Below are 23,228 nucleotides of genomic sequence, written 5' to 3'. Positions count from 1 at the left end.
AGAACAGCTCCGGGCGTTTTTCCGATGCCTGGGCTTAGAAAGCGCCCATGTAGTCACGCTTGCCCACTTCCACACCGTTGTGACGCAGCAAGGCGTATGCGGTGGTGACGTGGAAGAAGAACTGCGGCAGGCCGTAGGTCAACAGGTAGGACTGGCCGCTGAAGCGCTTCTCTTTCGGCGTGCCTGGGCGGGTGATGATCTCGATGCCTTCCTTGCCGTCGACTTGCTCGGGCTTGATGGTGTCGACAAACGCCAGCACCTTGGCGATCAGCGCTTGCAGATCGGCGAAGGTGACTTCGGTATCTTCGTATTTCGGCACTTCGATCTCAGCCAGGCGTGCGGAAACGCCCTTGGCGAAGTCGACGGCGATCTGCACCTGGCGCACCAGTTGGAACATGTCCGGGAACAGGCGTGCTTGCAGCAAGGCGTTGGGTTCGATGTTCCTGGCGGTGGCGTGGGCTTCGGCTTTGTTCAGCACATCGCTCAGGGCGCTGAGCATTTGCTTGAAGACGGGGATGGAGGCGGCGTACAGGGAAATAGTCATGGCAGTCTCATGGGTAGTGGCAAGGTTGGAACCAGCGGCGATTATAGACACGCCAGGCGCTTGTCTTTTATTTTTTCCGGCTTAGGCTAGTGCGTTCACTGCATAGGGAAAGCGCGATGACCGCCGAGCACGACACCGACACCCCTGAGCCGCGCCTGAACAGCACGGAAATTCGCGTCCTGGGTTGCCTGATCGAAAAACAGGCGACCAACCCGGAAACCTATCCCCTGACCCTCAACGCCCTGGTCCTGGCCTGCAACCAGAAGACCAGCCGCGAGCCGGTGATGAACCTGAGCCAGGGCCAGGTTGGCCAGAGTCTGCGTGCGCTGGAAGGCCAAGGCTTCACGCGCCTGGTGATGGGCAGCCGCGCCGACCGCTGGGAGCATCGCGTGGACAAGGCGCTGGAACTGGTGCCGGCCCAGGTGATCCTGACCGGGCTGCTGTTCTTGCGTGGGCCGCAGACGGTCAACGAACTGCTGACCCGCAGCGGGCGCATGCATGACTTCGAGGATGCCGAGCAAGTGGTGCACCAACTGGAGCGCCTGATTGCCCGCGGGCTGGCGCTGCTGGTGCCGCGCCAGGCAGGGCAGCGGGAAGATCGCTACACCCATGCGCTGGGGGATCCGGCGGACATCGAGGTGATTATCGCGGCGCGGGGAAGCCCGGTGGAGCGCTCTGCCGGCGCAGTCTCGCTGGATCGTATCGAAGAGCTTGAAGCACGAATTGCAGCTCTGGAAGAGCGATTGGCGCAGCTGGAACAGGCATGACTCGGTAAAAATGTGGGAGGGGGCTTGCTCCCGATAGCGCTGGGTCAGTCAACACTTTCATTGCCTGATACACCGCTATCGGGAGCAAGTCGAATCGTCGCACCGCCCCTCCCACATTTAGAGTAGAGCAGCAGCGGCCTTCAGTTGCGGGCGAAGGCTACGGCCGCCTGGAACTGTTCATCCGTAGGCCGCACGCCGGTGTACAGAACGAATTGCTCCAACGCCTGGATCGCAATCACCTCCAACCCGGTGATCACCCGCTTGCCGTTGGCCCGTCCACGCACGATCAGCGGCGTTTCGGCGGGGATCGCCACCACATCGAAGACAGTGTCCGCGGCATCCACGGCCTCCGCGTCGAACGCCAGGGCATCCGCCTCGGCCCCGCCGGTCATGCCGATAGGCGTCACGTTGATCAGCATCTGTGGGCGCAAATCGCCCAGTTCCGCCTGCCACTCATACCCCAGGTTCTGCGCCAACGCCCGGCCTGCCGCTTCGTTACGCGCCACGATCACACCATTGGCGTAACCGCCATCCCGCAAGGCGCTCGCCACGGCCTTGGCCATACCGCCGCTGCCACGCAAGGCGAAGGTCGAATCCTGCGGCACGGCGTGTGTCTTGAGCAATTGTTCGACGGCGATGTAGTCGGTGTTGTAGGCCTTGAGATGGCCATTGGTATTGACGATAGTGTTCAGGGAGTCAATGGCTTGAACCGAATCGTCCAGTTCGTCCACTAAGGCAATGGCGGCCTCCTTGAAGGGCATGGACACCCCGCAACCCCGGATGCCCAACGCGCGGATACCACCTATCGCGCCGGGTAAATCCTGGCTGCTGAAGGCTTTATAGTAGAAGTTCAGCCCCAGCTGTTCGTACAGGTGGTTATGAAAACGCAAGCCAAAATTCCCAGGGCGGGCCGACAGCGACATGCACAGTTGGGTGTCCTTGTTGGGGTGCATCTGCATGGATAACTCCTTTGAGTAAGCAAATCGGTACAGACCTTACACAACCTTTACCTAGCGGCCGTGCTGTTTTTCAGAAATACGTTGTCTTAAAAGTATCCCCGCGACATTACTTGAGTCTATTGATTGCAGACCACAAGCGCAGGGGCTAACCGAGGAATGACCATGATTCGTACAATCCCCAAGATCGCCTTGCTGGTAGGTGCACTCGCTATGGCAGGCCAAGCCTCCGCCCATGGTGGTGGATGGGGTGGCCCAGCCGTCTTGGGTGCCCTGGTCGGCGCCGCCGTAGTGGGCTCCGTGGTGGCCAGCCAGCCCCGTGAGGTCTATGTGCAGCAGCCGGTCTACGTGCAACCGCAGCCGGTGTATGCCGCGCCGCCGCCCGTCTACTACGCACCACCGCCACCGGTGTACGTGCAGCAGGAGGTCTATTACCGCCCTGCGCCGGTCTACTACGGCCCACCGCGCGGCTACTATGGCCCGCCCCACGGCTATTACCGCCGCGGCTGGTAAGTCTCAACCGTCAGCTATGCAACAGGCCTCGCCCACCCGCGGGGCCTTTTCTTGTGGGTAACGTCCGGATTTATCCTGCCAAGGTCGCTCTGAGGACAATGGCCGGGCTGCAATCCCACATGCTTAAGGTCGAAAGTCTACTTGCCCGAACGGGGCTCACGCTGTCATGTTTGTGTCACGCCACACTCCCACTATCAATCCTGTCCACTCCATAACAACAAGGACGACTGACCATGCCCACACAAAATCCGCACCGCACCGCTGGCCTGTGTACGTCCAGCAAGGTCTACAGCGCGCTCACGGAGCTCAAGCACCTGGAAGGCCACCGCAGCGCCAAGTTCCTCGCGCTGCTGGCGGAAAACCTGGTGCACAAAGGCCTGCTTAATGAGCAGGAAGTGGTGAGCATGCTCGATCAAGTGGTCGACTGAAGCCTTTTGTTGATGTCGACTATCGAGCCGGATGATTTTTCCTGAGCGCCTGTGCCCCGTAAGGTGACCTCCATAGCGATTGGAGGTCCTTATGCCCACTGTTCAAATCATGTCCGTCATCGGCAGCGCCGTCCCTGCCCCGCTTCGAGAGCTGGGTTTATTGGCTTGCTGGTACGTGGTGCGCGACGGCGAAGCCATCAGCGGCCCGCTGACGTCCCTGTCTGCCGCCGAAAAACAACTGCAGCGAGCCTCGAACTTCCGCCTGCACGCCTGAGACTCAAGGCAACGGCAACTTGACCCGCGGCTTGCTCTCGACAAACAACGCCCAGCTGGACATGAACAACGCCGCCACCAGCGGCCCGATCACGAACCCGTTGAGGCCGAATACCGACAGGCCGCCCAGGGTCGAGATCAGGATCAGGTAGTCCGGCATCTTGGTGTCCTTGCCCACCAGGATCGGGCGCAGCACATTGTCCACCAGGCCGATCACAAACACGCCGAACAGGCCCAGCACCACACCCTGCCAGATCGAACCGCTCAACAGGAAGTAGGCGGCCACCGGCCCCCACACAATGCCCGCGCCCACGGCCGGCAGCAGTGACAGAAACGCCATCAGCACCGCCCAGAGCAACGCACTGGGAATGTCCAGGAACCAGAAGATCAAACCACCCAGCGCCCCCTGGGTCACGGCCACCAGCACGTTGCCCTTGACCGTGGCGCGCACCACCCGATTGAACTTGAGCTGCAACCGACGCTTCTGCGGCTCGGCCAACGGCACCGCCGTGCGGACCTTGCGCACCAGTTCCGGGCCGTCCCGCAGCAGGAAGAACAGCAGGTACAGCATGATGAAAAAACTCACCAGGAAATCAAACGTGCCCTGACCGAAGCTGAACGCCTGGGTCGCAAAGAACTGGCTGCCCTGCATGGCGCTCTTGACGATCTTCTCGCGCAGCCCTTCCAGGTTGCCCATGCCGAAGCGGTCCAGCAGGTGCTGGAAGTACGGCGGCAGGAAGTTCTTGAACTGCTCGATATAGCCGGCCACGTCCAGCTTGCCGCTCTCGACGTTTTTGTAGAGCGTGGCGCCCTCTTGCACCAGCAATGCACTGGTAATGATCACCGGCAGGATCGCGATCACCAGGCACACCATCAAGGTGGCCAGGGACGTCAGGTTGCGGTTCCAGCCGAAGCGCTGCTGCAGGCGACGTTGCATCGGCGCAAAGATGATGCCGAGGATCACCGCCCAGAACACTGCACCGTAGAACGGCAGCAATATCCAGATAAAGGCGACGGTCACCAGGGCCAGCAGTAGCAGCAGGGTCTTGAATTGCAGGTTGGTTTGATTCATGTCCGATCCATGTCAGAAAAGCAGGCCGCGCGTCTGCGTCCAGCTGCTTAGTCCACCGCAAATCCCGGGAGTGCCATCTTTGTTGCGGTAAGCGTAGACCCAGATCAATAAAGCCCGGCACATGTTGGGCTACGCTCGCGGCCTTTTGCGATCCGATCCCCATGCCTCTCGTCCTTGCCCCCGAACTGCTCGCCCCCGCCGGCACCCTGAAAAACATGCGCTACGCCTTCGCCTACGGCGCCGATGCGGTCTACGCCGGCCAGCCGCGCTACAGCCTGCGGGTGCGCAACAACGAGTTCGACCACGCCAACCTGGCGCTCGGCATCCAGGAAGCCCACGCGCTGGGCAAGCGGTTCTACGTGGTGGTGAACATTGCGCCACACAATGCCAAGCTCAAGACCTTTCTCAAGGACCTAGCCCCGGTGATCGTTATGGGCCCGGATGCGCTGATCATGTCCGACCCGGGCCTGATCATGCTGGTGCGCCGGCACTTCCCGATGATGCCGATCCATCTGTCGGTGCAGGCCAATACGGTGAACTGGGCCAGCGTGGAGTTCTGGCAGCAGCAAGGGATTTGCCGGGTGATCCTGTCACGGGAGCTGTCCCTGGAAGAAATCGGCGAGATTCGCCAGCAGGTGCCGGCCATGGAGCTGGAAGTGTTCGTCCACGGTGCCTTGTGCATGGCCTATTCCGGGCGCTGCCTGCTCTCGGGCTACATGAATAAACGTGACGCCAACCAGGGCACCTGCACCAATGCCTGCCGCTGGAAATACCAGGCCACTCCGGCGGTAGAAAACGCCACGGGCGATATTGTTCAGGTGTATCAACCGGAACCCACACTGGGGATCGGCGCGCCCACCGACCAGGTGTTCCTGCTGCAGGAAGCCAACCGCCCCGACGAACAGATGCCCGCCTTCGAGGATGAACACGGCACCTACATCATGAACGCCAAGGACCTGCGCGCCGTGCAACATGTGGAGCGCCTGACCCACATGGGCGTGCATTCGCTGAAGATCGAAGGCCGCACCAAATCGCATTTCTACTGCGCCCGCACAACCCAGGTGTACCGCCAGGCAATCGATGATGCCGTGGCCGGCCGTGCGTTTGACCGCAACTTGATGACCGACCTGGAATCCCTGGCCCAGCGCGGCTACACCGAAGGTTTCCTGCGCCGCCATGTGCACGACGAATACCAGAATTACCAGAACGGCAGCTCAGTGTCCGAGCGCCAGCAGTTTGTCGGCGAATTGACCGGCGAGCGCCGCGGCGAACTGGCCGAGGTCAAGGTGAAGAACCGCTTTGCCATGGGTCATCACCTGGAGCTGATGACCCCCGCCGGCAACTTCCACTTTGACCTGGCCAGCCTGCACAACGCCAAGGGCGAAGCCATCGATGTGGCGCCGGGAGATGGGCACACGGTATATGTGCCCCTGCCGACCGAAATGGACCTGCGCTTCGGTTTGCTGATGCGCGACGTCTAACGGGTCGCAGCACAGAACCGGTGGATCGCCTCGCAGGCCTGGCGCAACGAGGCGTCGTCCAACGCGTAGGCGATGCGCAGGTACGGCGCCAGCCCGAACGCACTGCCGGGCACCACGGCCACGTGGGCTTCGTCGAGCAAGGCATCGGCCACGTCTTCGTCGGTATGCAGCCGCTTGCCGGCCGGCGTGGTGCGGCCCAGGAGACCGGCGCAGGACGCAAAGGCATAGAACGCACCGTCCGGGTTCATACATTCCAATCCCGGGCTGGCGTTCAGCAAGGCCACTACCAGGTCACGGCGCTGCTCGAATACCGCCCGTGACTGCTGGATAAAGTCCTGCGGGCCGGTCAATGCAGCAATCGCGGCCTGCTGGGAAATCGCACTGGCCCCCGACGTCTGCTGGCCCTGGAGTTTTTCCATGGCGGCCAGCAACCAGCGCGGGCCGGTGGCGAAGCCGATACGCCAGCCGGTCATGGCGTAAGCCTTGGACACGCCATTCATGGTCAGCACCCGTGGCGCCAGGCGCGGCTCGACTTGCGCCAGGGTGTGGAAGGTTTGCCCGCCGAACAGCAAGTGCTCGTAGATATCGTCTGCCAGCACCAGCACATGGGGATGTTTCAACAGCACCTGCGCCAGGGCCTGCAACTCCAGCCGGCTGTACACGGCGCCGGTCGGGTTGGACGGTGAGTTGAGGATCAGCCAGCGCGTGCGGGGGGTGACCGCCTGCTCCAGCGCCGCCGCGGTCAGCTTGAACCCCTGCCGGGCAGCGCACGGCAAAATCCTTGCGGTACCGCCGCACAGTTCAACCATTTCCGGGTAGCTGACCCAATACGGCGCGGGCACGATCACCTCGTCGCCCGCATTCAAGGTGGCGGCCAGGGCGTTGTAGATCACATGCTTGCCGCCGTTGCTGACCAGGGTGTCCTGCCAGGTGACGTCCAAGCCGTTTTCGCGACGGAACTTCTGCGCCACCGCTTCACGCAATGCACGCACTCCGGCGACCTGGGTGTAACGCGTATGGCCGTTACGGATTGCATCGATACCTGCCTGGCGGATGTGTTCCGGGGTGTCGAAATCCGGCTCCCCGGCACACAACGAGATGAGGCTTGCGCCCTCGGCGCGGCGTGCGGCCACGCGGTCGATGATGCGGTAGGTGGCAGACGGTCGGGCCTGGGCCAGGCGCGTGTTCAGGCGTTCAATGGTCATGCGTCCTTCCTCTGCAAAGTGTGATAGCCCAGAGACTCACGCGCCTGCCTGAGTGTCCTCCCGGCCTCGATCTGCGCGCGGATCCGGGCTTCCACCGCCTCGATCTGCCGGGCCGTACGCGCGACCTCCTCGGCACGGGCACGCGGCACCACCAGTACGCCATTGGCGTCGGCCACCACGATGTCCCTCGCACACACGCGCGCGCCGCTGATCGCCACCGGCTGGTTCACCGCCAGCACTTCCACACGGTCCTTGCCGGTGCGCATATAGCGGCCCTTGGTGAACAACGGATAGCCGTCGCCGAGGGCTTTGCTGACATCCCGGCACACCCCGTCGATCACCGTAGCGGCAATGCCCCGGCTGCCTGCGTACTGGGTCATGATGTCGCCCCACACCGTGCAATCGCTGCGCCCGGCGTTGGCGATAACCACCACATCCCCCGGCAGCACGTCTTCGATAAAGTCACCGACCGAGCCCGGCGGCATGCTCGCCGGGACGTATTGCACGGTAAACGCCGGGCCCACCACGGTGCCCCGGTAGTTATCCAGCGGTGCGATGCCCAGGCATTGGCCGGCAATCCCGAGTTTATCCATGGCATCCGACACACCCGGTGTATCGAGCCCGGCAAACAGGGCGACAAGGTGTTGATCGTTCATCGGGCAGGCTCCACGCGGATGGCTTCGAAGTGGCTGTCGTGCATCACATCGGCCACCGAACGGCCGCTGCGCACGGCCTCGACCATGCCGGCTTCACGGGCGGCGATGCGCTCACCCAGGTCCAACACCTGCTCGATAACGGCAGCGGGGATGAACACCGTGCCGCAGCGGTCGGCAATCACGAAGTCGTCCTCCGACACGTTCACACCGCCCACGCTGACAGTGACGCCGGAATCGACCTGCACCACCCGGTTGCGCGCGCTGATCATGGTCACGCCACGGCCATAGACCGGGTAGCCGATGGACGCACTGCCGTCGATGTCGCGGCTGCAACCGTCGATCACCGAGCCACGAATGCGCCTGGCCACGGCGGCATTGGCGATGATGTCGCCCCAGCAGGAGATACCCTCCAGCCCACCGGCGATCACCAGCACACGGTCGTCGGTGGTGATCGCGTCGATCACCGGGGAAATCAGGTGCACGGCGGGCGCGGCGTCAGTCTTGGGCGCCAGCTTGACCGTGCTGGCCCGGCCCACCACCTTGGGGCAGTCCCACAACGGGCGGATGCCCACCACCGCCCCCGGCAGTTGCAGGAAATCCAGTGCGTCGGAGACCGTATTGGTGTCGAGTTCAGCCAGGCGCTGAAGCGGGTCGGGAAGTGGCATGAGGTGAGCCCCTGTGGTGAGTGGGGCTCAAGTCTCACTGAGGGGCGGTGATAGGTATATTCGTATTAACGGTGGATAACCATACGCTCAACCTATGAGGATCAGATCCTGAACTGGCCGACCAATTGGCCCAAGCGTTGGCCCAGATCCGCCAGACTGCGCGAAGTCTGGGCGCCCAACTGGGTTTCATCGGCCACGCTGTCCACCGCCACGGCGATCTGATGCACACTGCGGTTGATCTCTTCGGCAACGGCAGTCTGTTCTTCGGCGGCGCTGGCAATCTGCGCGTTCATCGAGTTGATGGTGCCGATCAACTGGGCCATGGTGTCCAGGGACGCCCCGGCTTCGTTGGCCTTGGCCGAGGTGCCGTCGCCGGCATCGCTGGAGCGGCGCATGGCATCCACGGCCGCTTCGGTGCCTTTTTGCAGGCGGTCGATCATGCCCTGGATTTCCTGGGTGCTGGTTTGCGTGCGGCTGGCCAGGGCGCGCACCTCGTCGGCGACCACGGCAAAACCGCGCCCGGCCTCCCCTGCCCGCGCGGCCTCGATCGCAGCGTTGAGGGCCAGCAGGTTGGTTTGTTCGGCAATCGAGCGGATCACGCCGAGCACGCTGACAATCGACGACACGTCCTGCTGCAGGCTGTCGAGGGACACACCGCTGCTGCGGATGTCATTCACCAGCGCATGGATCTGCGCGATGCTGCCGTCCACCACGCGCTTGGCGGCCTGGCCTTCGGCGTCGGTCTGTTGCGCGGCCACGGAGGCGCCCTGGGCACTGCGCGCCACTTCTTGCGCTGCGGAGGACATCTGGTTGATGGCGGTGGCCACCTGGTCGGTCTCGTGACGCTGGCGTTCCATGGCCTGCTCCGAACGCTGGGCCTGGTCGGACACCTGGCTGACCAAGCCGGTGAGTTGGGTGGTCATCTCGGTGATCTGGCGCACCAGGCCATGGATCTTGTCGACAAAGCGGTTGAACGCGCCAGCCAGGTCGCCCAGTTCGTCCTGGCTGGTGATGGCCAGGCGGCGGGTCAAATCGCCTTCACCGGCAGCGATGTCGTCGAGGTTGGCTTTCATCAAATGCAGCGGGCGCAAAATGGTGTTGGCCAGCAGCATGCCGACGGCGGCGATCACCAGCAACACCACCACGGCCACGCCGAGGATGCTCAGCAGCACGCCTTCCATGCGTGTTTTCACTTTGGCTTCGACCACCGCCACCTGGGCTTCGATGCCATCCAGGTTCACCGAGGTGCCGATAACCATGTCCCACTTAGGCAGGTATTCGGTGTAGCCCATCTTGGGCACCAGTTCGGTCTGGCCGGGCTGGGTCGAGCTGTATTGCAGGTAGTGGGTGCCGTCCTTGCCGACCTTGACCAGGTCGCGGTTGACGTAGACACCGTTGGGGTCACGGTTGTCCTTGAAGCTCTTGCCCACGCCGTCGGGGCTGTTGCCCTTGAACAGGCGGATGGTCTCGGAGTCGTAGCCGAAGAAGTAACCGTCCTTGCCATAGCGGGTGTTGGACAGCAGCTTGACCACCTCGGCCCGCGCCGCCGTATCGCCGGGGGCGGCGGCGTCATAGAGCGGCTTGATGGTGGTCATGGCCACTTCCACATAACTTTGCAGGGTGGCCTTGGCGTCGTTGAGCAGGCGCTGGCGGGTTTCATCCACCTCGTTGCGCGCCTGGCCCTGGAGGATCCACACGGTGGTCAGGCTGATGACCACGGCGAACAGCAACACCGGCACAACGGCGAGGGACAGGACTTTGGCCTTCAGGCTCAGACGCATGGCTTTTCTCTCTTATTGGGCGACTTGAGAGGTTATCGGCCAGCGCCGGTGAATCTGTAGATCAGAGCGTCATCGCCGCCAACCAGCCAAACGCCAGCAACGGAAGGTTGTAGTGCAGGAACGTCGGCACCACGGTGTCCCAGATATGGTGATGCTGGCCGTCGATATTCAGGCCGGAGGTCGGGCCGAGGGTGGAGTCCGAGGCGGGCGAACCGGCATCACCCAGCGCCCCGGCGGTGCCGACGATGCACACGATGGCCAGCGGGCTGAAGCCCAGTTGTACACACAGCGGCACGAAAATCGCCGCCAGGATCGGCACCGTGGAAAACGACGAGCCGATGCCCATGGTCACCAGCAGCCCCACCAGCAACATCAACAACGCCCCCACCCCACGGCTATGGCCGATGAACGCCGCCGAGGTTTCCACCAGCGAGCGTACGTCGCCGGTGGCCTTGAGCACTTCGGCAAAGCCTGACGAGGCGATCATGATGAAGCCGATCATCGCCATCATCTTCATGCCTTCGGTGAACAGGTCGTCGGTGTCGCGCCAGCGCACGATGCCCGAGACCGAGAAGATCAGGAACCCGGCCAGGGCCCCGATGATCATGGAGTCCAGCCACAACTGGATGATGAACGCCGAGGCAATCGCCAGGCCGGCCACCAGCAGGGTCAGGGGGTTGTACTGCACCGCCACTTGCTCGACCCGCTCGATTTTCTCCAGGTCATACACGCGCTTCTTGCGGTAGCTGATAAACACCGCCACCAGCAACCCGACCACCATGCCCAGCGCCGGCAGGCTCATGGCGTGGGTGACGTTGACCTGGCTGATGTCCACGCCGCTCTTGGCCACGTTGGCCAACAGGATCTGGTTGAGGAAGATATTGCCGAAGCCCACCGGCAGGAACATGTACGGCGTGATCAGGCCGAAGGTCATCACGCAGGCGATCAGGCGGCGGTCCAACTGCAATTTGGTCAGCACATACAGCAGCGGCGGCACCAGCAACGGGATAAACGCGATATGGATCGGCAGGATGTTCTGCGACGCAATCGCGACCACCCACAGCAGGCCGATCAGCAACCATTTGACGTGGTTGCCGCCGCTGGCTTCCTGACGGTCGACCAGCAGCAAGGCCTTGTCCGCCAGGGCGTGGGCCAGGCCGGACTTGGCAATCGCCACGGCGAAAGCGCCGAGCAAGGCGTAGGACAAGGCCACGGTCGCCCCCCCTCCCAAGCCACCGTTGAACGCCTTGAGCGTGGCCTCGATGCCCAGGCCACCGGTCAGGCCGCCCACCAGGGCGCCGACAATAATGGCGATGACCACATGCACGCGGGACAGGCTGAGCACCAGCATGGTGCCGACCGCGGCGATGACTGCGTTAATCATGGTTACCTCAAGCAGAAACATAAAAACAGGCATACCCGCGCCCGGGCGGCCATCGGATGGCAGCCGGCGTGCAGGCTTGAAGGAGGTCTTATTAGAGGGCGCGCACTGTGCAGCAGGTCGCGCCCCATGTCAAAAAACGGCGCCGCTTTCAGGTTTAAATTGATCGTTTGAATAAAGAAAATGCCAGATCGGCCGATAACCGTGCTCTATGTGTTTTCAGGTAAGGATGTGCCGATGTCCCTCAGACAGCTCTCCATTCAATGGAAAATCACCCTGCTCGCCGGCCTGTGCCTGCTGGGGATCGTGACCCTGCTGGTGGGGTTGTCGTTGTACCGCATGGCGCAGAGTTCCGAGCAGGTCAAGGCTTCCAGCATGCAAATGCTCGATGAAGCGGCCCAGGCTCGCATCGAGGCCCAAGGTGAGGTGCAGGCCGCGGGCATCCGCCGGCAATTCATGGACGCCTATCAATATGGGCACGGGTTTTCCCGCCAGGTCCTGTTCCTGCGTGAGCAAGCCGAAAAACGCTTCCTCGACGCCTTTGACACCCGTGAAGACCTGACCCGCCAGGTCAAGGCCGCCCTGCAGGCCAACCCGGAACTGCTGGGGCTGTCCCTGGTATTCGAAGCCAATGCGCTGGATGGCAAGGATGAGTTGTTCGCCGGCCAGGCCGAACTGGGCAGCAACGACAAGGGCCGCTTCGCCCTGTACTGGTCGCAGCCGACGCCGGGCACGCTGACGTCGATGGCACTGCCGGAAAGCGACATGTCCGACACCCGCGTCGGCCCCAGCGGCGAACCGGCCAACGCCTGGTTCACCTGCCCGCGCAGCACCCTCAAGCCGTGTGTGATCGAACCGTACTTTTATGTGATCGACGGGCAAAACGTGCTGATGACCAGCATCGTGTTTCCGTTGACGGTCAATGGCAAGGTGATCGCTTCGCTGTCGGTGGACATCAACCTCAACAGCCTGCAGGCCGTGAGCCAGCAGGCCAGCCAGAAGCTGTATGACGGCCAGACCCAGGTCAGCATCCTCAGCCCCACCGGTTTGCTTGCCGGCTACAGCGCGGACGCCAGCCAGTTGAGCAAACGCCTGGATCAGGTCGATACGCAAAACGGCGCGCAATTGATCAGCGCCCTGGCCGGCGGGACACAGACCCGCAGCCTGCGCACCGACCATCAACTCAAGGTGCTGGCGCCGTTCGCACCGATTCCCGACGGCAAGCCATGGGGCGTGTTGCTGGATGTGCCGGAAAAAGTCCTGGTCGGGCCGGCTGAAGCACTGAAGGCCCAGATGGACGCCGATAATACCCGCGGCACCCTGCTGGAATTGGGCTTGGGCCTGCTGGCCGCCGTGATCGGCCTGATCCTGGTCTGGCTGATGGCCCGCAGCGTCACCCGACCGATCCTCGGCGTGGCCCATATGCTTGAAGACATCGCCAGCGGCGAAGGCGACCTGACCCGCCGCCTGGCGTATGACAAACAGGACGAACTGGGCCAACTCGCCGGCTGGTTCAACCGTTTCCTCGACAAGCTGCAACCCATCATTGCCGAAGTCAAACGCTCGGTGCAGGACGCCCGTGGCACCGCCGACCAGTCCGCCGCGATTGCGACGCAAACCAGCGCCGGCATGGAGCAGCAGTACCGCCAGGTCGACCAGGTGGCCACCGCCTCCCACGAAATGAGCGCCACCGCCCAGGACGTGGCCCGCAGCGCCGCCCAGGCGGCCCATGCCGCGCGGGAAGCCGACCAGGCTACCCGCGACGGCCTGACAGTGATCGACCGCACCACCACCAACATCGGCCAACTGGCGGCCGATATGAGCACCGCCATGGCCCAGGTCGAAGGCTTGTCCGCCAACAGCGAGAAGATCGGCTCCGTGCTCGAAGTGATTCGCGGCATCGCCGAGCAAACCAACCTGCTGGCGCTCAACGCGGCAATCGAAGCCGCCCGCGCCGGTGAGGCCGGCCGCGGGTTTGCCGTGGTCGCCGACGAGGTACGCAACCTGGCACGGCGGACCCAGGAGTCGGTGGAGGAAACCCGCCTGGTGATCGAACAATTGCAAAGCGGCACCGAAGAGGTCGTCGGTTCCATGGGCAACAGCTATCGCCAGGCCCAGGGCAGTGTCGAACAGGTCGGCGAGGCCGTTACCGCCCTGCGCCAGATCGGCGATGCGGTCACGGTCATCAGCGACATGAACCTGCAAATCGCCAGCGCCGCCGAAGAGCAAAGCGCGGTGGCCGAAGAGATCAACCACAATGTGGCGACCATTCGCGATGTGACCGAGTCGTTGTCGGAACAGGCCAATGAGTCGGCGCGGGTGAGCCAGGCGTTGAACAGCCTGGCGAATCAGCAGCAGGGGTTGATGGACCAGTTCCGCGTCTGAGGGTCGAAGACAAGTCCAATGTGGGAGGGGCTTACTGTGGTGAGGGGGCTTGTCCCCCGACGGGTTCACTGAAGATCCATTGGGGCTGCTGCGCAGCCCAACGCGGGCGGTGCGACGATTCGACAAGCCCGCTCGCCACAGAAAGCCCCTGTCACATTTTGATCTACGGCGTGTCAGCCATGGCGTTTAGGTAATTCGATCAGCGCCTTGAGCCCGCCCAGCTCGCTCTCCTGCAACTGCAACACCCCGCCCCACACCTCGACAATGTCGCGCACGATCCCCAGCCCCAGGCCATGGCCGTCGATCTGTTCGTCCAGGCGTGCACCCCGGCTGAAGACCTGGTCACGCTGGGCCTCGGGAATCCCGGGACCGTCATCTTCCACCGCCAGCAGGTAAGCGTGCGGCGTCTCGCTGACGCTCACGCGCACCTCTGCATCCGCCCATTTGCAGGCGTTGTCCAGCAGGTTGCCGAGCAGTTCCAGCAAATCCTCACGGTCCCAGGGCAATTGCAGCCCCGCCGCGACGTGGTAGCTGAGGTCCAGGTGCTCGCCATGGATCATGCTCAAGGTGGCAAGCAGGCCGGGCAGTTCTTGTTCACAGTCGAACAAGGCACCCGGCAGGGTTTCGCCGGCCAGCCGGGCGCGATTGAGTTCACGGTTGAGGCGTTGTTGCACCTGCTCCAATTGTTCGCGCAGCAGTTTGCTCAGTTCGGGGTGATCCTTGAGCGCCTCGCTCGAGGCTGCGCTCAACAGCACCGCCAGCGGGGTTTTCAGCGCATGCCCAAGGTTGCCGAGGGCATTGCGCGAGCGCTTGAGGCTGTCTTCGGTGTGGGCCAGCAGGTGGTTGATCTGGGCGACCAGCGGTTCCAGTTCCAGCGGCACCTGGGTGTCGAGTTGCGAGCGTTGGCCTTGTTGCAGTTGGGCGATCTGGTTACGCGCGTTTTCCAGCGGGCGCAAGGCGCGACGTACGGTGACTCGCTGCAAAAACAACACCAGCAGCAGTGCCGCCAGCCCCAGCACCAGGCCGATCCGACGCATCAGGCGAAAACTTTCCCGCACCGGGGTGTAGTCCTGGGCCACGCTGATGGAAATCGATTGGCCAAAGCGCTTGTAGTCCGAACGCAGCACCAGCAATTGCTGGCCTTCGGGGCCCAATTGCAGGTTGCCCTTGAGCCCGGCCTCCGGCAGTCGGGGTAATTCCTGATCCCACAACGAGCGGGAGCGCCAGTGAGTGTCGGCAAAATCGATGCGGAAGTAATGCCCGGAAAACGGCCGCTGGTAGGCCGGCGACAGGCGCTGCTCATCCAGTTGCACACCGTTGGGCCCGCGTACCAGGGCGACCAGCAGGTTCTCGGCATCGTTGCGCAACCCGGCTTCCAGGTAGCGTTGCAAACCGGCCTCGAACAACCACAGGCTGGTTTGCGCCAGCACCACGCCGACGATCACCATCACGCTGATCAGGCCCAGGCTCAGGCGGCGCTGAATCGATTTCATGCAGGGCTGGCGCCAAACCGGTAACCCTGGCCGCGCCGGGTTTCGATCACGCTGCGGCCGAGTTTGCGGCGCAGGTGGTTGACGTGCACTTCCAGCACGTTGGAGTCGCGCTCGGTCTCGCCGTCGTACAGGTGCTCGGCCAGGTGGCTTTTCGAGAGGATCTGTTCGGGGTGCAGCATGAAGTAGCGCAACAGGCGAAATTCTGCGGCGGTCAGTTGGATCTCGTCGCCATCGCGCAACACGCACTGGCGGCCTTCGTCCAGGTGCAGGCCGGCAGCCTGCAAGGTGGGTTGGTTGGCCTGCCCGTGGGAGCGGCGCAGCAGTGCCTGGATGCGCAGGTGCAGCTCTTCGGGGTGAAAGGGTTTGCTCAGGTAATCGTCGGCACCGGCCTTGAGCCCTTCGATACGCTCGGCCCAGGAATCGCGGGCGGTGAGGATCAACACCGGGGTGGCCAACGCGGCGGCGCGCCATTGCGCCAGCACCTCAAGGCCGGGCAAACCGGGCAGGCCGAGGTCGAGGATGATCAGGTCGTAGGGTTCGCTGCGGCCCTGATACGCGGCGTCACGGCCGTCGGCCAGCCAGTCGACCGCATAACCCTGGCGCTGCAGGCCGGCCAGCAGTTCATCGGCCAGGGGTACGTTGTCTTCCACCAGGAGCAGGCGCATCAGTCTTCCTCATCTTTGATCAGTACACCGTTGGTGGCGTCGAGTTTGATCTCGCGCACCACGCCGTCGGTGGTCACCAGTTCCACTTCGTAGGCATATTGGCCGTGCTTTTTCTCAAGCTCGGCTTCCAGCAGGCGCGAGCCGGGATACCGCGCCATGGCCTGCTGCAACAGGTGCTCCAGAGGCAGGATCACCCCCTGCTGGCGCAGCGCCAAGGCTTCGTCCTGGTTGAGGTCGCGGGCCTGCAAGCCTGAGCAGAACACCACCAGCACCAACGCCACTCGACTGCCGGCGCGTAAATTTACCTTCATTACGTATCCTGATGATTCTTGAGAACCTGCCCGGTGAGCGCGTCCAATTCGACCTCCCATTCAATGCCGTCGGCATCTTGCAGTTCGACTTCATAGACATACTTGCCGTAAGCCTCGTCCAGGTCGGTGTCCAGCAGTGTTGAACCGGGGTGCAGGGCCTGGGCTGTGGCTTCGAGCTGGTCGAACGCAACAATTGTAACAGTGGCGGGCACGATCAGTGGTTTGTCGGGGTCCACGGCTCCGGCCCGGGTCGCCGTGGAGGCGATGATAGCGGCGGCGACCAGAGCAGTGAGGCGTTTCATGATGAGTCTCCGTTACACGATGTTTTTCCTACACCGGCCACGGTAGCGGCTGCAACTTAACTGAAACTGAATTGCCACCATGGCAATTTCCAGCACGTGCGACAGGCTACGATGCTTATTCAGGATTCACGCGGTATCGTTAACGTTTTTCGCGAGCACGCTTGCGCCTGCACCTCGCTTCAACAGAGACCGGTATGACAGCCATCCACATCAAGTTCCCCGCCCTGACCCTCAAGGCCGGCAAACGCGCCTTTGCGCGCATTCGCGAACAGGGCCTCAAGCCTGCGGATGTCGGCATACTCCCCGGAGCGGCCGGCGGCCCCAAGGCGCTGGGGATCCAGGGTCTGGACCTGGCGCTGTTCGGCGACTGGCTGCCGCGTGCGCCACGGGAGCGGGCGCTGATCGGTGCATCGATCGGTTCCTGGCGGTTTGCCAGCGCCTGCCTGCCCGACCCGGTGCAAGGCCTGCTGGACCTCGGCCGCCTGTACAACGAACAACGCTTTGCCAAAGGCGTGACCATGGCCGAAGTCAGCCGCAGCTGCCAGCGCATGCTCGACGACCTGCTGGCCGGCCGCGATGCGCGGGTGCTGGACAACCCCGACTACCGGCTGAACATCATGGTGGTCAAGAGCCACGGCCTGCTCGCCGATGACCATCGCGGGCGCCTGGGTTTGGGCCTGTCATCGGTGATCGCCGACAACCTGCGCGGCCGTGCACGGCTGGCACGGCATTTCGAGCGACTGATCATCCACGACCCGCGCCAGGCACCGCCGGTGCACCCGCTGAAGGATTTCCCCTCGCGCTTCCTTGCGCTGGACATGGGCAACCTGCGCCAGGCGCTGCTGGCGTCCGGGTCGATCCCCATGGTGATGCAAGGCGTGCGCGACCTGCCCGGAGCCGGCACCGGCACTTACCGCGACGGCGGCCTGCTGGACTACCACCTCGACCTGCCCTACCACGGCGACGACATCGTGCTGTACCCGCACTTCACCGACCGGGTCATCCCCGGCTGGTTCGACAAGGGCCTGCCATGGCGGCGCAGCAACCCGCACGGCTTGCAGGATGTGTTGCTGCTGGCGCCGTCCAAGGACTACCTGGCCCGCCTGCCCCACGGCAAACTGCCGGACCGCAGCGACTTCAAGCGTTTCATGGGCGACGACCCGAGCCGCAACAAGTACTGGCAAACCGCGATGAGCGAGAGCCGGCGACTGGGGGATGAGTTTCTGCAACTGGCCGATAACGGTGGCCTGGGCGAGCGCTTGCAGGCGCTTTGACCCAGCGGTATGCGCGGCATGGGATCAAGCTGTTAAACTCGCCGCCTGCCAGATACCTGACCGAGCTGAAAATACTGTGGAAATCTTCAAAGAGTTTACCTTCGAGTCCGCCCACCGCCTGCCCCACGTACCGGAAGGCCACAAGTGCGGGCGCCTGCATGGGCATTCGTTCAAGGTGGCGATCCACCTGAGTGGCGACCTGGATCCCCATACCGGCTGGATTCGTGACTTCTCGGAGATCAAGGCGATTTTCAAGCCGCTCTACGAACGCCTCGACCACAACTACCTCAATGACATCCCAGGCCTGGAAAACCCCACCAGCGAAGTGCTGGCCAAGTGGATCTGGACTGAACTCAAGCCGCTGCTGCCGGAGCTCAGTGCGATCCGTATCCACGAGACCTGCACCAGTGGCTGCATCTATCGCGGCGAGTAAGCCTGCGCTGTTAAAAAACCACCCTTGCGGTGGTTTTTTTGTGCCTCCCGTAGCACCCTTCCACCCTTGCCCTTCTTCGCGACCGAGGAGATGTCCATGGAAACTACCTGGCTGGCCCAGGCCAAACGCTTGCAAGCCTTGGCCTCCACGGGGCTGCACTTTTGCACCGATGATTTCGAGCGCGAACGCCTGGAAGAAATCGCCGAGATTGCCCACAGCATGCTGGCGCAGCTGGGCAATGTGCCCCTGGAGCGCATCACCGGGCTGGTGTCGGATTTTGCCCAGCGCTATTCGACGCCGATGATCGACGTGCGTGGCGCGGTGATCGAGGGTGAGCGGATTCTGCTGGTGCGCGAGGCCACCGACGGTTGCTGGGCGCTGCCCGGTGGTTATGCCGATATCGGTTTGTCGGCGGCGGAAAACATCATCAAGGAAATTCGCGAGGAAGCCGGGCTGAGCGTTACTGCGCGGGCGCTGTATAGCGTCACCCACAAGGCCAAGGGGCTGTACCGGCCGGATGTGCGGGATTTCTACAAGTTGTATTTCCTGTGTGAACGGGTGGATCAACTGGCGCCGGTGGCCGGGTTCGAGACCACCGAGGTGGGCTTTTTCAGCCTGGACGAGCTGCCGCCGCTGTCCCGTGGACGCACCATCGAAAGTGATCTGGAGGCAGCGTTCGCCTTTCATCGCGGCGAGACCACGCAGACGCTGTTCGACTGATCCAATTTGTATCACTGCTGCACCGCTTTCGTGCCCGACTGGGCACAACGAACACTCCCGCCTGCGTTCCCCGCCTGTTTGGCTATAAATACTGTGCACAGTGCACAGCGGCGACCGTGCGCCTGTCACTGCCGGTGATTTGGCACGCCCGGTGCCACAGGCCTGCGTTACTCATTCAGGGAGCACGCACATGACGCAGCAAGAACCGGGCAACGATTACCCCTTAAGCGAAGTCCCCATGCATGCGCGCAAAGGCCTGGCGTCGACCGCCATGGTGCTGCTGGGCTTTACCTTTTTTACCGCGACCATGTTTGCCGGCGGCAAGCTCGGAGTGGCGTTCAGTTTCACCGAGATGCTCGGCGTGGTGGCCCTGGGTAACCTGCTGTTGGGTATCTACGCCGCAGGCCTGGGTTACATCGCGTTCAAGAGCGGGTTGAACTCGGTGTTGATGGGCCGCTTCTGCTTTGGCGAGGTGGGCAGCAAGCTCAGTGACTTGATCCTCGGGTTCACCCAGATCGGCTGGTACGCCTGGGGCACCGCCACGGCGGCCGTGGTGCTGGGCAAGTATTTCGAGCTGAGCCAGGGCAGCGTGCTGGTGTTGATGGTGCTGTTCGGCCTGGTGTTCTGCGCCACGGCCTACGTGGGCTATCGCGGGCTGGAGATTCTTTCCTACATCGCGGTGCCGGCCATGGGCCTGTTGCTGTTGCTGTCGATGTGGGTCGCCACGGTGAAAGTCGGCGGGCTGGACGGGCTGCTGGCGGTGGTGCCGACCGGCGAGCTGGATTTGTCCACGGCGATCACCCTGGTGTTCGGCACGTTTGTCAGCGGCGCCACCCAGGCCACCAACTGGACGCGGTTTTCCCGCTCGGCCAAGGTCGCGGTGCTGGCCAGCCTGATCGGGTTCTTTATCGGCAATGGTTTGATGGTGCTGATCGGCGCCTATGGCGCGATCGTCTACCAACAGCCCGACGTGGTCGAAGTGTTGCTGCTGCAAGGCTTCGCCATGGCGGCAATGGCCATGTTGCTGCTCAATATCTGGAGCACCCAGGACAACACTATCTACAACTTCGCCGTGGCCGGTTGCAACCTGCTGCGCACCAAGCGGCGCAAAACCGTGACCTTGGCGGGTGCGGTGATCGGCACCTTGCTGGCGTTGCTGGGCATGTACGACATGCTGGTGCCGTACCTGATCCTGCTGGGCACGGTGATTCCGCCGATTGGCGGAGTGATCATGGCGGACTTCTTCTACCGCTGGCGCGGCCACTACCCGCGCCTGGCGGATGCGCGCCTGCCGGCCTTCAACTGGGCCGGGCTGGTGGCGTACGCGGTGGGTACCGTGCTGGCGTTCAACTCGCCGTGGGTCGCGCCGTTGGTGGGCATCGCTGCCGCGTCGCTGACCTACGTCGCGCTCACCGCTGTGCTGCGCGTGCCTTTGGCTGATGCCCGGGCATGAGCCTGACCATTGCGGAGGTACTGGCGTTGCCGGGGCTGGAATCCATGCGCCTGCGCGCCGGCGCTGCCGCCCTGGATAACGTCGTGCGTTGGCCTTATGTGGCGGAAAACAGCGGGATCGCCGAGTGGGTGCTGGGCGGTGAATTGGTGTTCGTCACCGGCATCAACCACCCACGGGATGAGGCCAACCTCCTGCAACTGCTGGACGAAGCCTGCCAGCGTCAAGTGGCCGGGTTGGTGATCCTGACGGGAGCGGCGTATATCCAGGCGATTCCCCAGCGCTTGCTCGACGCCGCCGAAGCCGCCGGCATGCCGCTGATCGAGCAGCCCTACTCGCTGAAAATGGTGCTGGTGACCCAGGCGATTGGTTCGGCGCTGATCCAGTCCGAGCAACTGGGACGCTCGCGGCACGACGTGCTGGAGCGCTTGCTGAGCGGGGATTATCAATCCCTGGATTTGCTGCTGCATCGGGCCGTGCAATTGAATATGCCACTGGCCGGGCATTGGCAGGTCGCCCAACTGCAATTAGAAGGCAGTGAGCTGCTGTTTGCCCAGGGGGACGCGGCACAGGTGGAGGCACAGCTGGCGCGGCAACACGACGCTATCAGTCGGCGCTTGCGTCAACTATCGGCGGTACTGCCGGTACTGGGGCGCGCCGGACAATGGACCCTGCTGCTGCCTGCACCGGATGCCGTCACGGCCTTGGCCAACCGCCAGCAACTGGCCAACTGGCTGAACCCGCTCAACCTGCGCCTGGCGCCGCTGAAATTGTTTATCGGCCTGAGCGCCGCTGCACACCCACCCGCGCGCCTGGCCCAGGCGCAGGACGAAGCACGCCAGGCATTGGTGGCCGCACGACGCTTCAGCGAGCGTGCCGGGCTGTGCGTGTATGACGAACTGGGCGTGCTCAAGCTGCTCAGCGGTGTGCGTGATCGCGCCCTGCTCGACCAGTTCCTCAATGAACGCCTGGGCCCGCTGCTGCGTCACGACCTGCACCACGGCCCCAGCCTGATGCCGACCCTGGAAGCCTGGTTTCACGAGAATGGTAACCTTGTGGCTGCCGCCCAGCGCCTGGCCTTGCACCGCAATACCCTGACACACCGTGTCCAGCGCATCGAAGCCCTGTGCGGTCTGACACTGGATAACGCTTATGACCGCCTGGACATCGGCATCGCCCTGATGATCTGGCGGCTGTCTGCCTGATTGTTTTTAGCCAAGAGGAACTTGCCCATGCACATCATCAACGCCCGCCTGCGCAACCGTGAAGGCCTGCATGATCTGCACCTGGAACACGGCCGGATCGCCAGCATCACCCCACAAACAACAGCGCCGGCAGTGGGGCCCAATGACCTGGACGCAGCCGGCAACCTGGTGATACCGCCCTTCGTCGAACCGCATATTCACCTTGATGCCACCCTCACCGCCGGCGAACCGCGCTGGAACATGAGCGGCACCCTGTTCGAAGGCATCGAGTGCTGGGGTGAACGCAAGGCCACCATCACCGAGGAAGACACCAGGACACGCGCCAAAAAGACCATCCAGGCCCTCGCCGCCCACGGCATCCAGCATGTACGCACCCATGTCGATGTCACCGACCCCGGCCTCACGGCGCTCAAGGCCATGCTGCAAGTGCGCGAAGAAAGCTCGCACCTGATCGACCTGCAAATCGTCGCCTTTCCCCAGGAAGGCATCGAGTCGTACCGCAACGGCCGCGAACTGATGGAAGAAGCCATTCGCCTGGGCGCCGATGTGATCGGCGGCATCCCCCACTTTGAATACACCCGCGACCAAGGCGTGAGTTCGGTGAAGTTCCTGATGGACCTGGCCGAACGCACCGGCTGCCTGGTGGATGTGCACTGCGACGAGACCGACGACCCGCATTCACGCTTCCTCGAAGTACTTGCCGAAGAAGCCCGCAGCCGCGACATGGGCGCCCACGTCACCGCCAGCCACACCACGGCCATGGGTTCCTACGACAATGCCTACTGCGCCAAACTGTTCCGCCTGCTGGGGCACTCCGGGATCAGCTTCGTCTCTTGTCCCACCGAAAGCATCCACCTGCAGGGCCGCTTCGACAGCTTTCCGAAACGCCGCGGTGTCACACGGGTCAACGAGCTGCTGGAGGCCGGCATGAACGTATGCTTTGGCCAGGACTCCATCGTCGATCCCTGGTATCCGCTGGGCAACGGCAACATCCTGCGCGTGCTGGAAGCCGGTTTGCACATCTGCCATATGCTCGGCTACCGCAACCTGCAAAGCGCCCTCGACCTGGTAACCGACAACAGCGCCAAGGCCATGGCCCTGGGTGACCGTTACGGCCTAGAAGCCGGGCGCCCGGCCAACCTGCTGATCCTCTCGGCCGACAGCGACTACGAGGTGATTCGCAGCCAAGGGCTACCGCTGTACTCGATTCGCCACGGCAAGGTGTTGATGAAGCGCCAGCCGGCGCAGGTGGAGTTTGTCTAAGCACC

General features: G+C 63.1%; 23 protein-coding genes and 3 pseudogenes. 13 read left to right on the top strand and 13 right to left on the bottom strand.

Annotated features, from left to right (window positions below; genetic code table 11):
• Positions 1 to 34 precede the first annotated feature (34 nt).
• Positions 35 to 544: a DUF1993 family protein gene (locus NIBR502773_RS25340; RefSeq protein ID WP_027603156.1), complete on the bottom strand. Its 510-nt coding sequence runs from the start codon at positions 542 to 544 to the stop codon at positions 35 to 37.
• A gap of 116 nt (positions 545 to 660) precedes the next feature.
• On the opposite strand from NIBR502773_RS25340, the gene NIBR502773_RS25335 reads away from it, so the two are divergent.
• A complete protein-coding gene (locus NIBR502773_RS25335) occupies positions 661 to 1,311 on the top strand; it encodes a YceH family protein (RefSeq protein WP_065926946.1) in 651 nt (216 codons plus the stop codon).
• Positions 1,312 to 1,451: 140 nt separating this feature from the next.
• On the opposite strand, the gene NIBR502773_RS25330 is transcribed toward NIBR502773_RS25335, so the two are convergent.
• A complete protein-coding gene (locus tag NIBR502773_RS25330; protein ID WP_141157233.1) occupies positions 1,452 to 2,270 on the bottom strand; it encodes a shikimate 5-dehydrogenase in 819 nt (272 codons plus the stop codon).
• Positions 2,271 to 2,426: 156 nt separating this feature from the next.
• Here NIBR502773_RS25330 and NIBR502773_RS25325 point away from each other — a divergent pair, with 156 nt between their 5' ends.
• From NIBR502773_RS25325 to NIBR502773_RS25315, 3 genes are all read left to right on the top strand, one after another.
• Complete coding sequence (locus NIBR502773_RS25325) at positions 2,427 to 2,780, top strand: hypothetical protein (protein ID WP_027603153.1); 354 nt, start codon at positions 2,427 to 2,429, stop codon at positions 2,778 to 2,780.
• Positions 2,781 to 3,013: 233 nt separating this feature from the next.
• Complete coding sequence (locus tag NIBR502773_RS25320; protein ID WP_027603152.1) at positions 3,014 to 3,208, top strand: hypothetical protein; 195 nt, start codon at positions 3,014 to 3,016, stop codon at positions 3,206 to 3,208.
• Between the two features lie 91 nt (positions 3,209 to 3,299).
• A complete protein-coding gene (locus NIBR502773_RS25315) occupies positions 3,300 to 3,482 on the top strand; it encodes a hypothetical protein (protein WP_141157232.1) in 183 nt (60 codons plus the stop codon).
• Positions 3,483 to 3,485: 3 nt separating this feature from the next.
• Here the strand turns inward: NIBR502773_RS25315 and NIBR502773_RS25310 are convergent, their stop codons facing one another.
• Entirely contained in the window at positions 3,486 to 4,553 is a 1,068-nt protein-coding gene (locus NIBR502773_RS25310) for an AI-2E family transporter (protein ID WP_027603150.1), read from the bottom strand.
• Positions 4,554 to 4,714: 161 nt separating this feature from the next.
• Here NIBR502773_RS25310 and yegQ point away from each other — a divergent pair, with 161 nt between their 5' ends.
• A complete protein-coding gene (gene yegQ / locus NIBR502773_RS25305) occupies positions 4,715 to 6,034 on the top strand; it encodes a tRNA 5-hydroxyuridine modification protein YegQ (RefSeq protein ID WP_141157231.1) in 1,320 nt (439 codons plus the stop codon).
• On the opposite strand, the gene NIBR502773_RS25300 is transcribed toward yegQ, so the two are convergent.
• From NIBR502773_RS25300 to NIBR502773_RS25280, 6 genes and pseudogenes are all read right to left on the bottom strand, one after another.
• Positions 6,031 to 7,239, bottom strand: a complete 1,209-nt coding sequence (locus NIBR502773_RS25300) for a pyridoxal phosphate-dependent aminotransferase (protein ID WP_115488749.1) — start codon at positions 7,237 to 7,239, stop codon at positions 6,031 to 6,033. The two genes, yegQ and NIBR502773_RS25300, sit on opposite strands and share 4 nt — an antisense overlap.
• The gene (locus tag NIBR502773_RS25295) at positions 7,236 to 7,895 is read right to left on the bottom strand and encodes an RraA family protein (RefSeq protein WP_027603147.1); all 660 of its coding nucleotides are present in this window, start codon (positions 7,893 to 7,895) and stop codon (positions 7,236 to 7,238) included. Before NIBR502773_RS25295 ends, NIBR502773_RS25300 begins: the two co-directional genes overlap by 4 nt.
• Positions 7,892 to 8,560, bottom strand: coding sequence for an RraA family protein (locus tag NIBR502773_RS25290; RefSeq protein ID WP_115488751.1), 669 nt, complete (start codon positions 8,558 to 8,560; stop codon positions 7,892 to 7,894). The genes NIBR502773_RS25295 and NIBR502773_RS25290 overlap by 4 nt, the downstream gene beginning before the upstream one ends.
• Positions 8,561 to 8,661: 101 nt before the next feature.
• Positions 8,662 to 9,252: pseudogene (locus NIBR502773_RS31420) on the bottom strand (methyl-accepting chemotaxis protein); the annotation flags it as partial.
• A 315-nt stretch (positions 9,253 to 9,567) separates the two neighbouring features.
• A pseudogene (locus NIBR502773_RS31415) lies at positions 9,568 to 10,341 on the bottom strand (cache domain-containing protein); the annotation flags it as partial.
• A gap of 61 nt (positions 10,342 to 10,402) precedes the next feature.
• Complete coding sequence (locus NIBR502773_RS25280) at positions 10,403 to 11,722, bottom strand: Na+/H+ antiporter family protein (protein ID WP_166655334.1); 1,320 nt, start codon at positions 11,720 to 11,722, stop codon at positions 10,403 to 10,405.
• Between the two features lie 183 nt (positions 11,723 to 11,905).
• Between NIBR502773_RS25280 and NIBR502773_RS31410 the strand changes: the two are divergent.
• Together NIBR502773_RS31410 and NIBR502773_RS31405 are read left to right on the top strand one after the other, a co-directional pair.
• Positions 11,906 to 13,201, top strand: a pseudogene (locus NIBR502773_RS31410) (chemotaxis protein); the annotation flags it as partial.
• A 150-nt stretch (positions 13,202 to 13,351) separates the two neighbouring features.
• Complete coding sequence (locus NIBR502773_RS31405) at positions 13,352 to 14,107, top strand: methyl-accepting chemotaxis protein (RefSeq protein ID WP_373682397.1); 756 nt, start codon at positions 13,352 to 13,354, stop codon at positions 14,105 to 14,107.
• 173 nt (positions 14,108 to 14,280) lie between these two features.
• Here the strand turns inward: NIBR502773_RS31405 and NIBR502773_RS25270 are convergent, their stop codons facing one another.
• From NIBR502773_RS25270 to NIBR502773_RS25255, 4 genes are read right to left on the bottom strand one after another with little or no spacing between them, the layout of a single operon-like run.
• Positions 14,281 to 15,600, bottom strand: a complete 1,320-nt coding sequence (locus NIBR502773_RS25270; protein WP_141157229.1) for a sensor histidine kinase — start codon at positions 15,598 to 15,600, stop codon at positions 14,281 to 14,283.
• Positions 15,597 to 16,265, bottom strand: a complete 669-nt coding sequence (locus NIBR502773_RS25265) for a response regulator transcription factor (RefSeq protein WP_027603141.1) — start codon at positions 16,263 to 16,265, stop codon at positions 15,597 to 15,599. The genes NIBR502773_RS25270 and NIBR502773_RS25265 overlap by 4 nt, the downstream gene beginning before the upstream one ends.
• Complete coding sequence (locus tag NIBR502773_RS25260; RefSeq protein ID WP_065939374.1) at positions 16,265 to 16,576, bottom strand: PepSY domain-containing protein; 312 nt, start codon at positions 16,574 to 16,576, stop codon at positions 16,265 to 16,267. Before NIBR502773_RS25260 ends, NIBR502773_RS25265 begins: the two co-directional genes overlap by 1 nt.
• Complete coding sequence (locus NIBR502773_RS25255) at positions 16,576 to 16,878, bottom strand: PepSY domain-containing protein (RefSeq protein ID WP_115488756.1); 303 nt, start codon at positions 16,876 to 16,878, stop codon at positions 16,576 to 16,578. The genes NIBR502773_RS25260 and NIBR502773_RS25255 overlap by 1 nt, the downstream gene beginning before the upstream one ends.
• A 194-nt stretch (positions 16,879 to 17,072) precedes the next feature.
• Between NIBR502773_RS25255 and NIBR502773_RS25250 the strand changes: the two genes are divergently transcribed.
• From NIBR502773_RS25250 to codA, 6 genes are all read left to right on the top strand, one after another.
• Positions 17,073 to 18,152 carry a hypothetical protein gene (locus tag NIBR502773_RS25250; RefSeq protein WP_065939376.1) on the top strand — a complete coding sequence of 360 codons (1,080 nt, stop codon included), beginning with the start codon at positions 17,073 to 17,075 and terminating at the stop codon, positions 18,150 to 18,152.
• Positions 18,153 to 18,228: 76 nt separating this feature from the next.
• Positions 18,229 to 18,585, top strand: coding sequence for a 6-carboxytetrahydropterin synthase QueD (gene queD, locus NIBR502773_RS25245; RefSeq protein WP_003237990.1), 357 nt, complete (start codon positions 18,229 to 18,231; stop codon positions 18,583 to 18,585).
• A gap of 96 nt (positions 18,586 to 18,681) precedes the next feature.
• A complete protein-coding gene (locus NIBR502773_RS25240) occupies positions 18,682 to 19,305 on the top strand; it encodes an NUDIX hydrolase (RefSeq protein WP_027603137.1) in 624 nt (207 codons plus the stop codon).
• A gap of 190 nt (positions 19,306 to 19,495) precedes the next feature.
• Entirely contained in the window at positions 19,496 to 20,758 is a 1,263-nt protein-coding gene (codB, locus tag NIBR502773_RS25235; protein ID WP_141157228.1) for a cytosine permease, read from the top strand.
• Complete coding sequence (locus tag NIBR502773_RS25230) at positions 20,755 to 21,960, top strand: PucR family transcriptional regulator ligand-binding domain-containing protein (RefSeq protein ID WP_115488759.1); 1,206 nt, start codon at positions 20,755 to 20,757, stop codon at positions 21,958 to 21,960. The genes codB and NIBR502773_RS25230 overlap by 4 nt, the downstream gene beginning before the upstream one ends.
• A gap of 27 nt (positions 21,961 to 21,987) precedes the next feature.
• Entirely contained in the window at positions 21,988 to 23,223 is a 1,236-nt protein-coding gene (codA, locus tag NIBR502773_RS25225; RefSeq protein ID WP_141157227.1) for a cytosine deaminase, read from the top strand.
• Positions 23,224 to 23,228: the final 5 nt, after the last annotated feature.

The sequence above is a fragment of the Pseudomonas sp. NIBRBAC000502773 genome, from assembly GCF_006517195.1.
In the GTDB taxonomy this organism is placed as follows: Bacteria; Pseudomonadota; Gammaproteobacteria; order Pseudomonadales; family Pseudomonadaceae; genus Aquipseudomonas; species Aquipseudomonas marginalis.
This window is presented reverse-complemented; position numbering and strand designations above follow the sequence as displayed.

Coding starts and splice junctions, on each gene's coding strand:
- NIBR502773_RS25340 (WP_027603156.1), bottom strand. CDS start 544: ATGACTATTTCCCTGTACGCCGCCTCCATCCCCGTCTTCAAGCAAATG.
- NIBR502773_RS25335 (WP_065926946.1), top strand. CDS start 661: ATGACCGCCGAGCACGACACCGACACCCCTGAGCCGCGCCTGAACAGC.
- NIBR502773_RS25330 (WP_141157233.1), bottom strand. CDS start 2,270: ATGCAGATGCACCCCAACAAGGACACCCAACTGTGCATGTCGCTGTCG.
- NIBR502773_RS25325 (WP_027603153.1), top strand. CDS start 2,427: ATGACCATGATTCGTACAATCCCCAAGATCGCCTTGCTGGTAGGTGCA.
- NIBR502773_RS25320 (WP_027603152.1), top strand. CDS start 3,014: ATGCCCACACAAAATCCGCACCGCACCGCTGGCCTGTGTACGTCCAGC.
- NIBR502773_RS25315 (WP_141157232.1), top strand. CDS start 3,300: ATGCCCACTGTTCAAATCATGTCCGTCATCGGCAGCGCCGTCCCTGCC.
- NIBR502773_RS25310 (WP_027603150.1), bottom strand. CDS start 4,553: ATGAATCAAACCAACCTGCAATTCAAGACCCTGCTGCTACTGCTGGCC.
- yegQ (WP_141157231.1), top strand. CDS start 4,715: ATGCCTCTCGTCCTTGCCCCCGAACTGCTCGCCCCCGCCGGCACCCTG.
- NIBR502773_RS25300 (WP_115488749.1), bottom strand. CDS start 7,239: ATGACCATTGAACGCCTGAACACGCGCCTGGCCCAGGCCCGACCGTCT.
- NIBR502773_RS25295 (WP_027603147.1), bottom strand. CDS start 7,895: ATGAACGATCAACACCTTGTCGCCCTGTTTGCCGGGCTCGATACACCG.
- NIBR502773_RS25290 (WP_115488751.1), bottom strand. CDS start 8,560: ATGCCACTTCCCGACCCGCTTCAGCGCCTGGCTGAACTCGACACCAAT.
- NIBR502773_RS31405 (WP_373682397.1), top strand. CDS start 13,352: ATGGAGCAGCAGTACCGCCAGGTCGACCAGGTGGCCACCGCCTCCCAC.
- NIBR502773_RS25270 (WP_141157229.1), bottom strand. CDS start 15,600: ATGAAATCGATTCAGCGCCGCCTGAGCCTGGGCCTGATCAGCGTGATG.
- NIBR502773_RS25265 (WP_027603141.1), bottom strand. CDS start 16,265: ATGCGCCTGCTCCTGGTGGAAGACAACGTACCCCTGGCCGATGAACTG.
- NIBR502773_RS25260 (WP_065939374.1), bottom strand. CDS start 16,576: ATGAAGGTAAATTTACGCGCCGGCAGTCGAGTGGCGTTGGTGCTGGTG.
- NIBR502773_RS25255 (WP_115488756.1), bottom strand. CDS start 16,878: ATGAAACGCCTCACTGCTCTGGTCGCCGCCGCTATCATCGCCTCCACG.
- NIBR502773_RS25250 (WP_065939376.1), top strand. CDS start 17,073: ATGACAGCCATCCACATCAAGTTCCCCGCCCTGACCCTCAAGGCCGGC.
- NIBR502773_RS25240 (WP_027603137.1), top strand. CDS start 18,682: ATGGAAACTACCTGGCTGGCCCAGGCCAAACGCTTGCAAGCCTTGGCC.
- codB (WP_141157228.1), top strand. CDS start 19,496: ATGACGCAGCAAGAACCGGGCAACGATTACCCCTTAAGCGAAGTCCCC.
- NIBR502773_RS25230 (WP_115488759.1), top strand. CDS start 20,755: ATGAGCCTGACCATTGCGGAGGTACTGGCGTTGCCGGGGCTGGAATCC.
- codA (WP_141157227.1), top strand. CDS start 21,988: ATGCACATCATCAACGCCCGCCTGCGCAACCGTGAAGGCCTGCATGAT.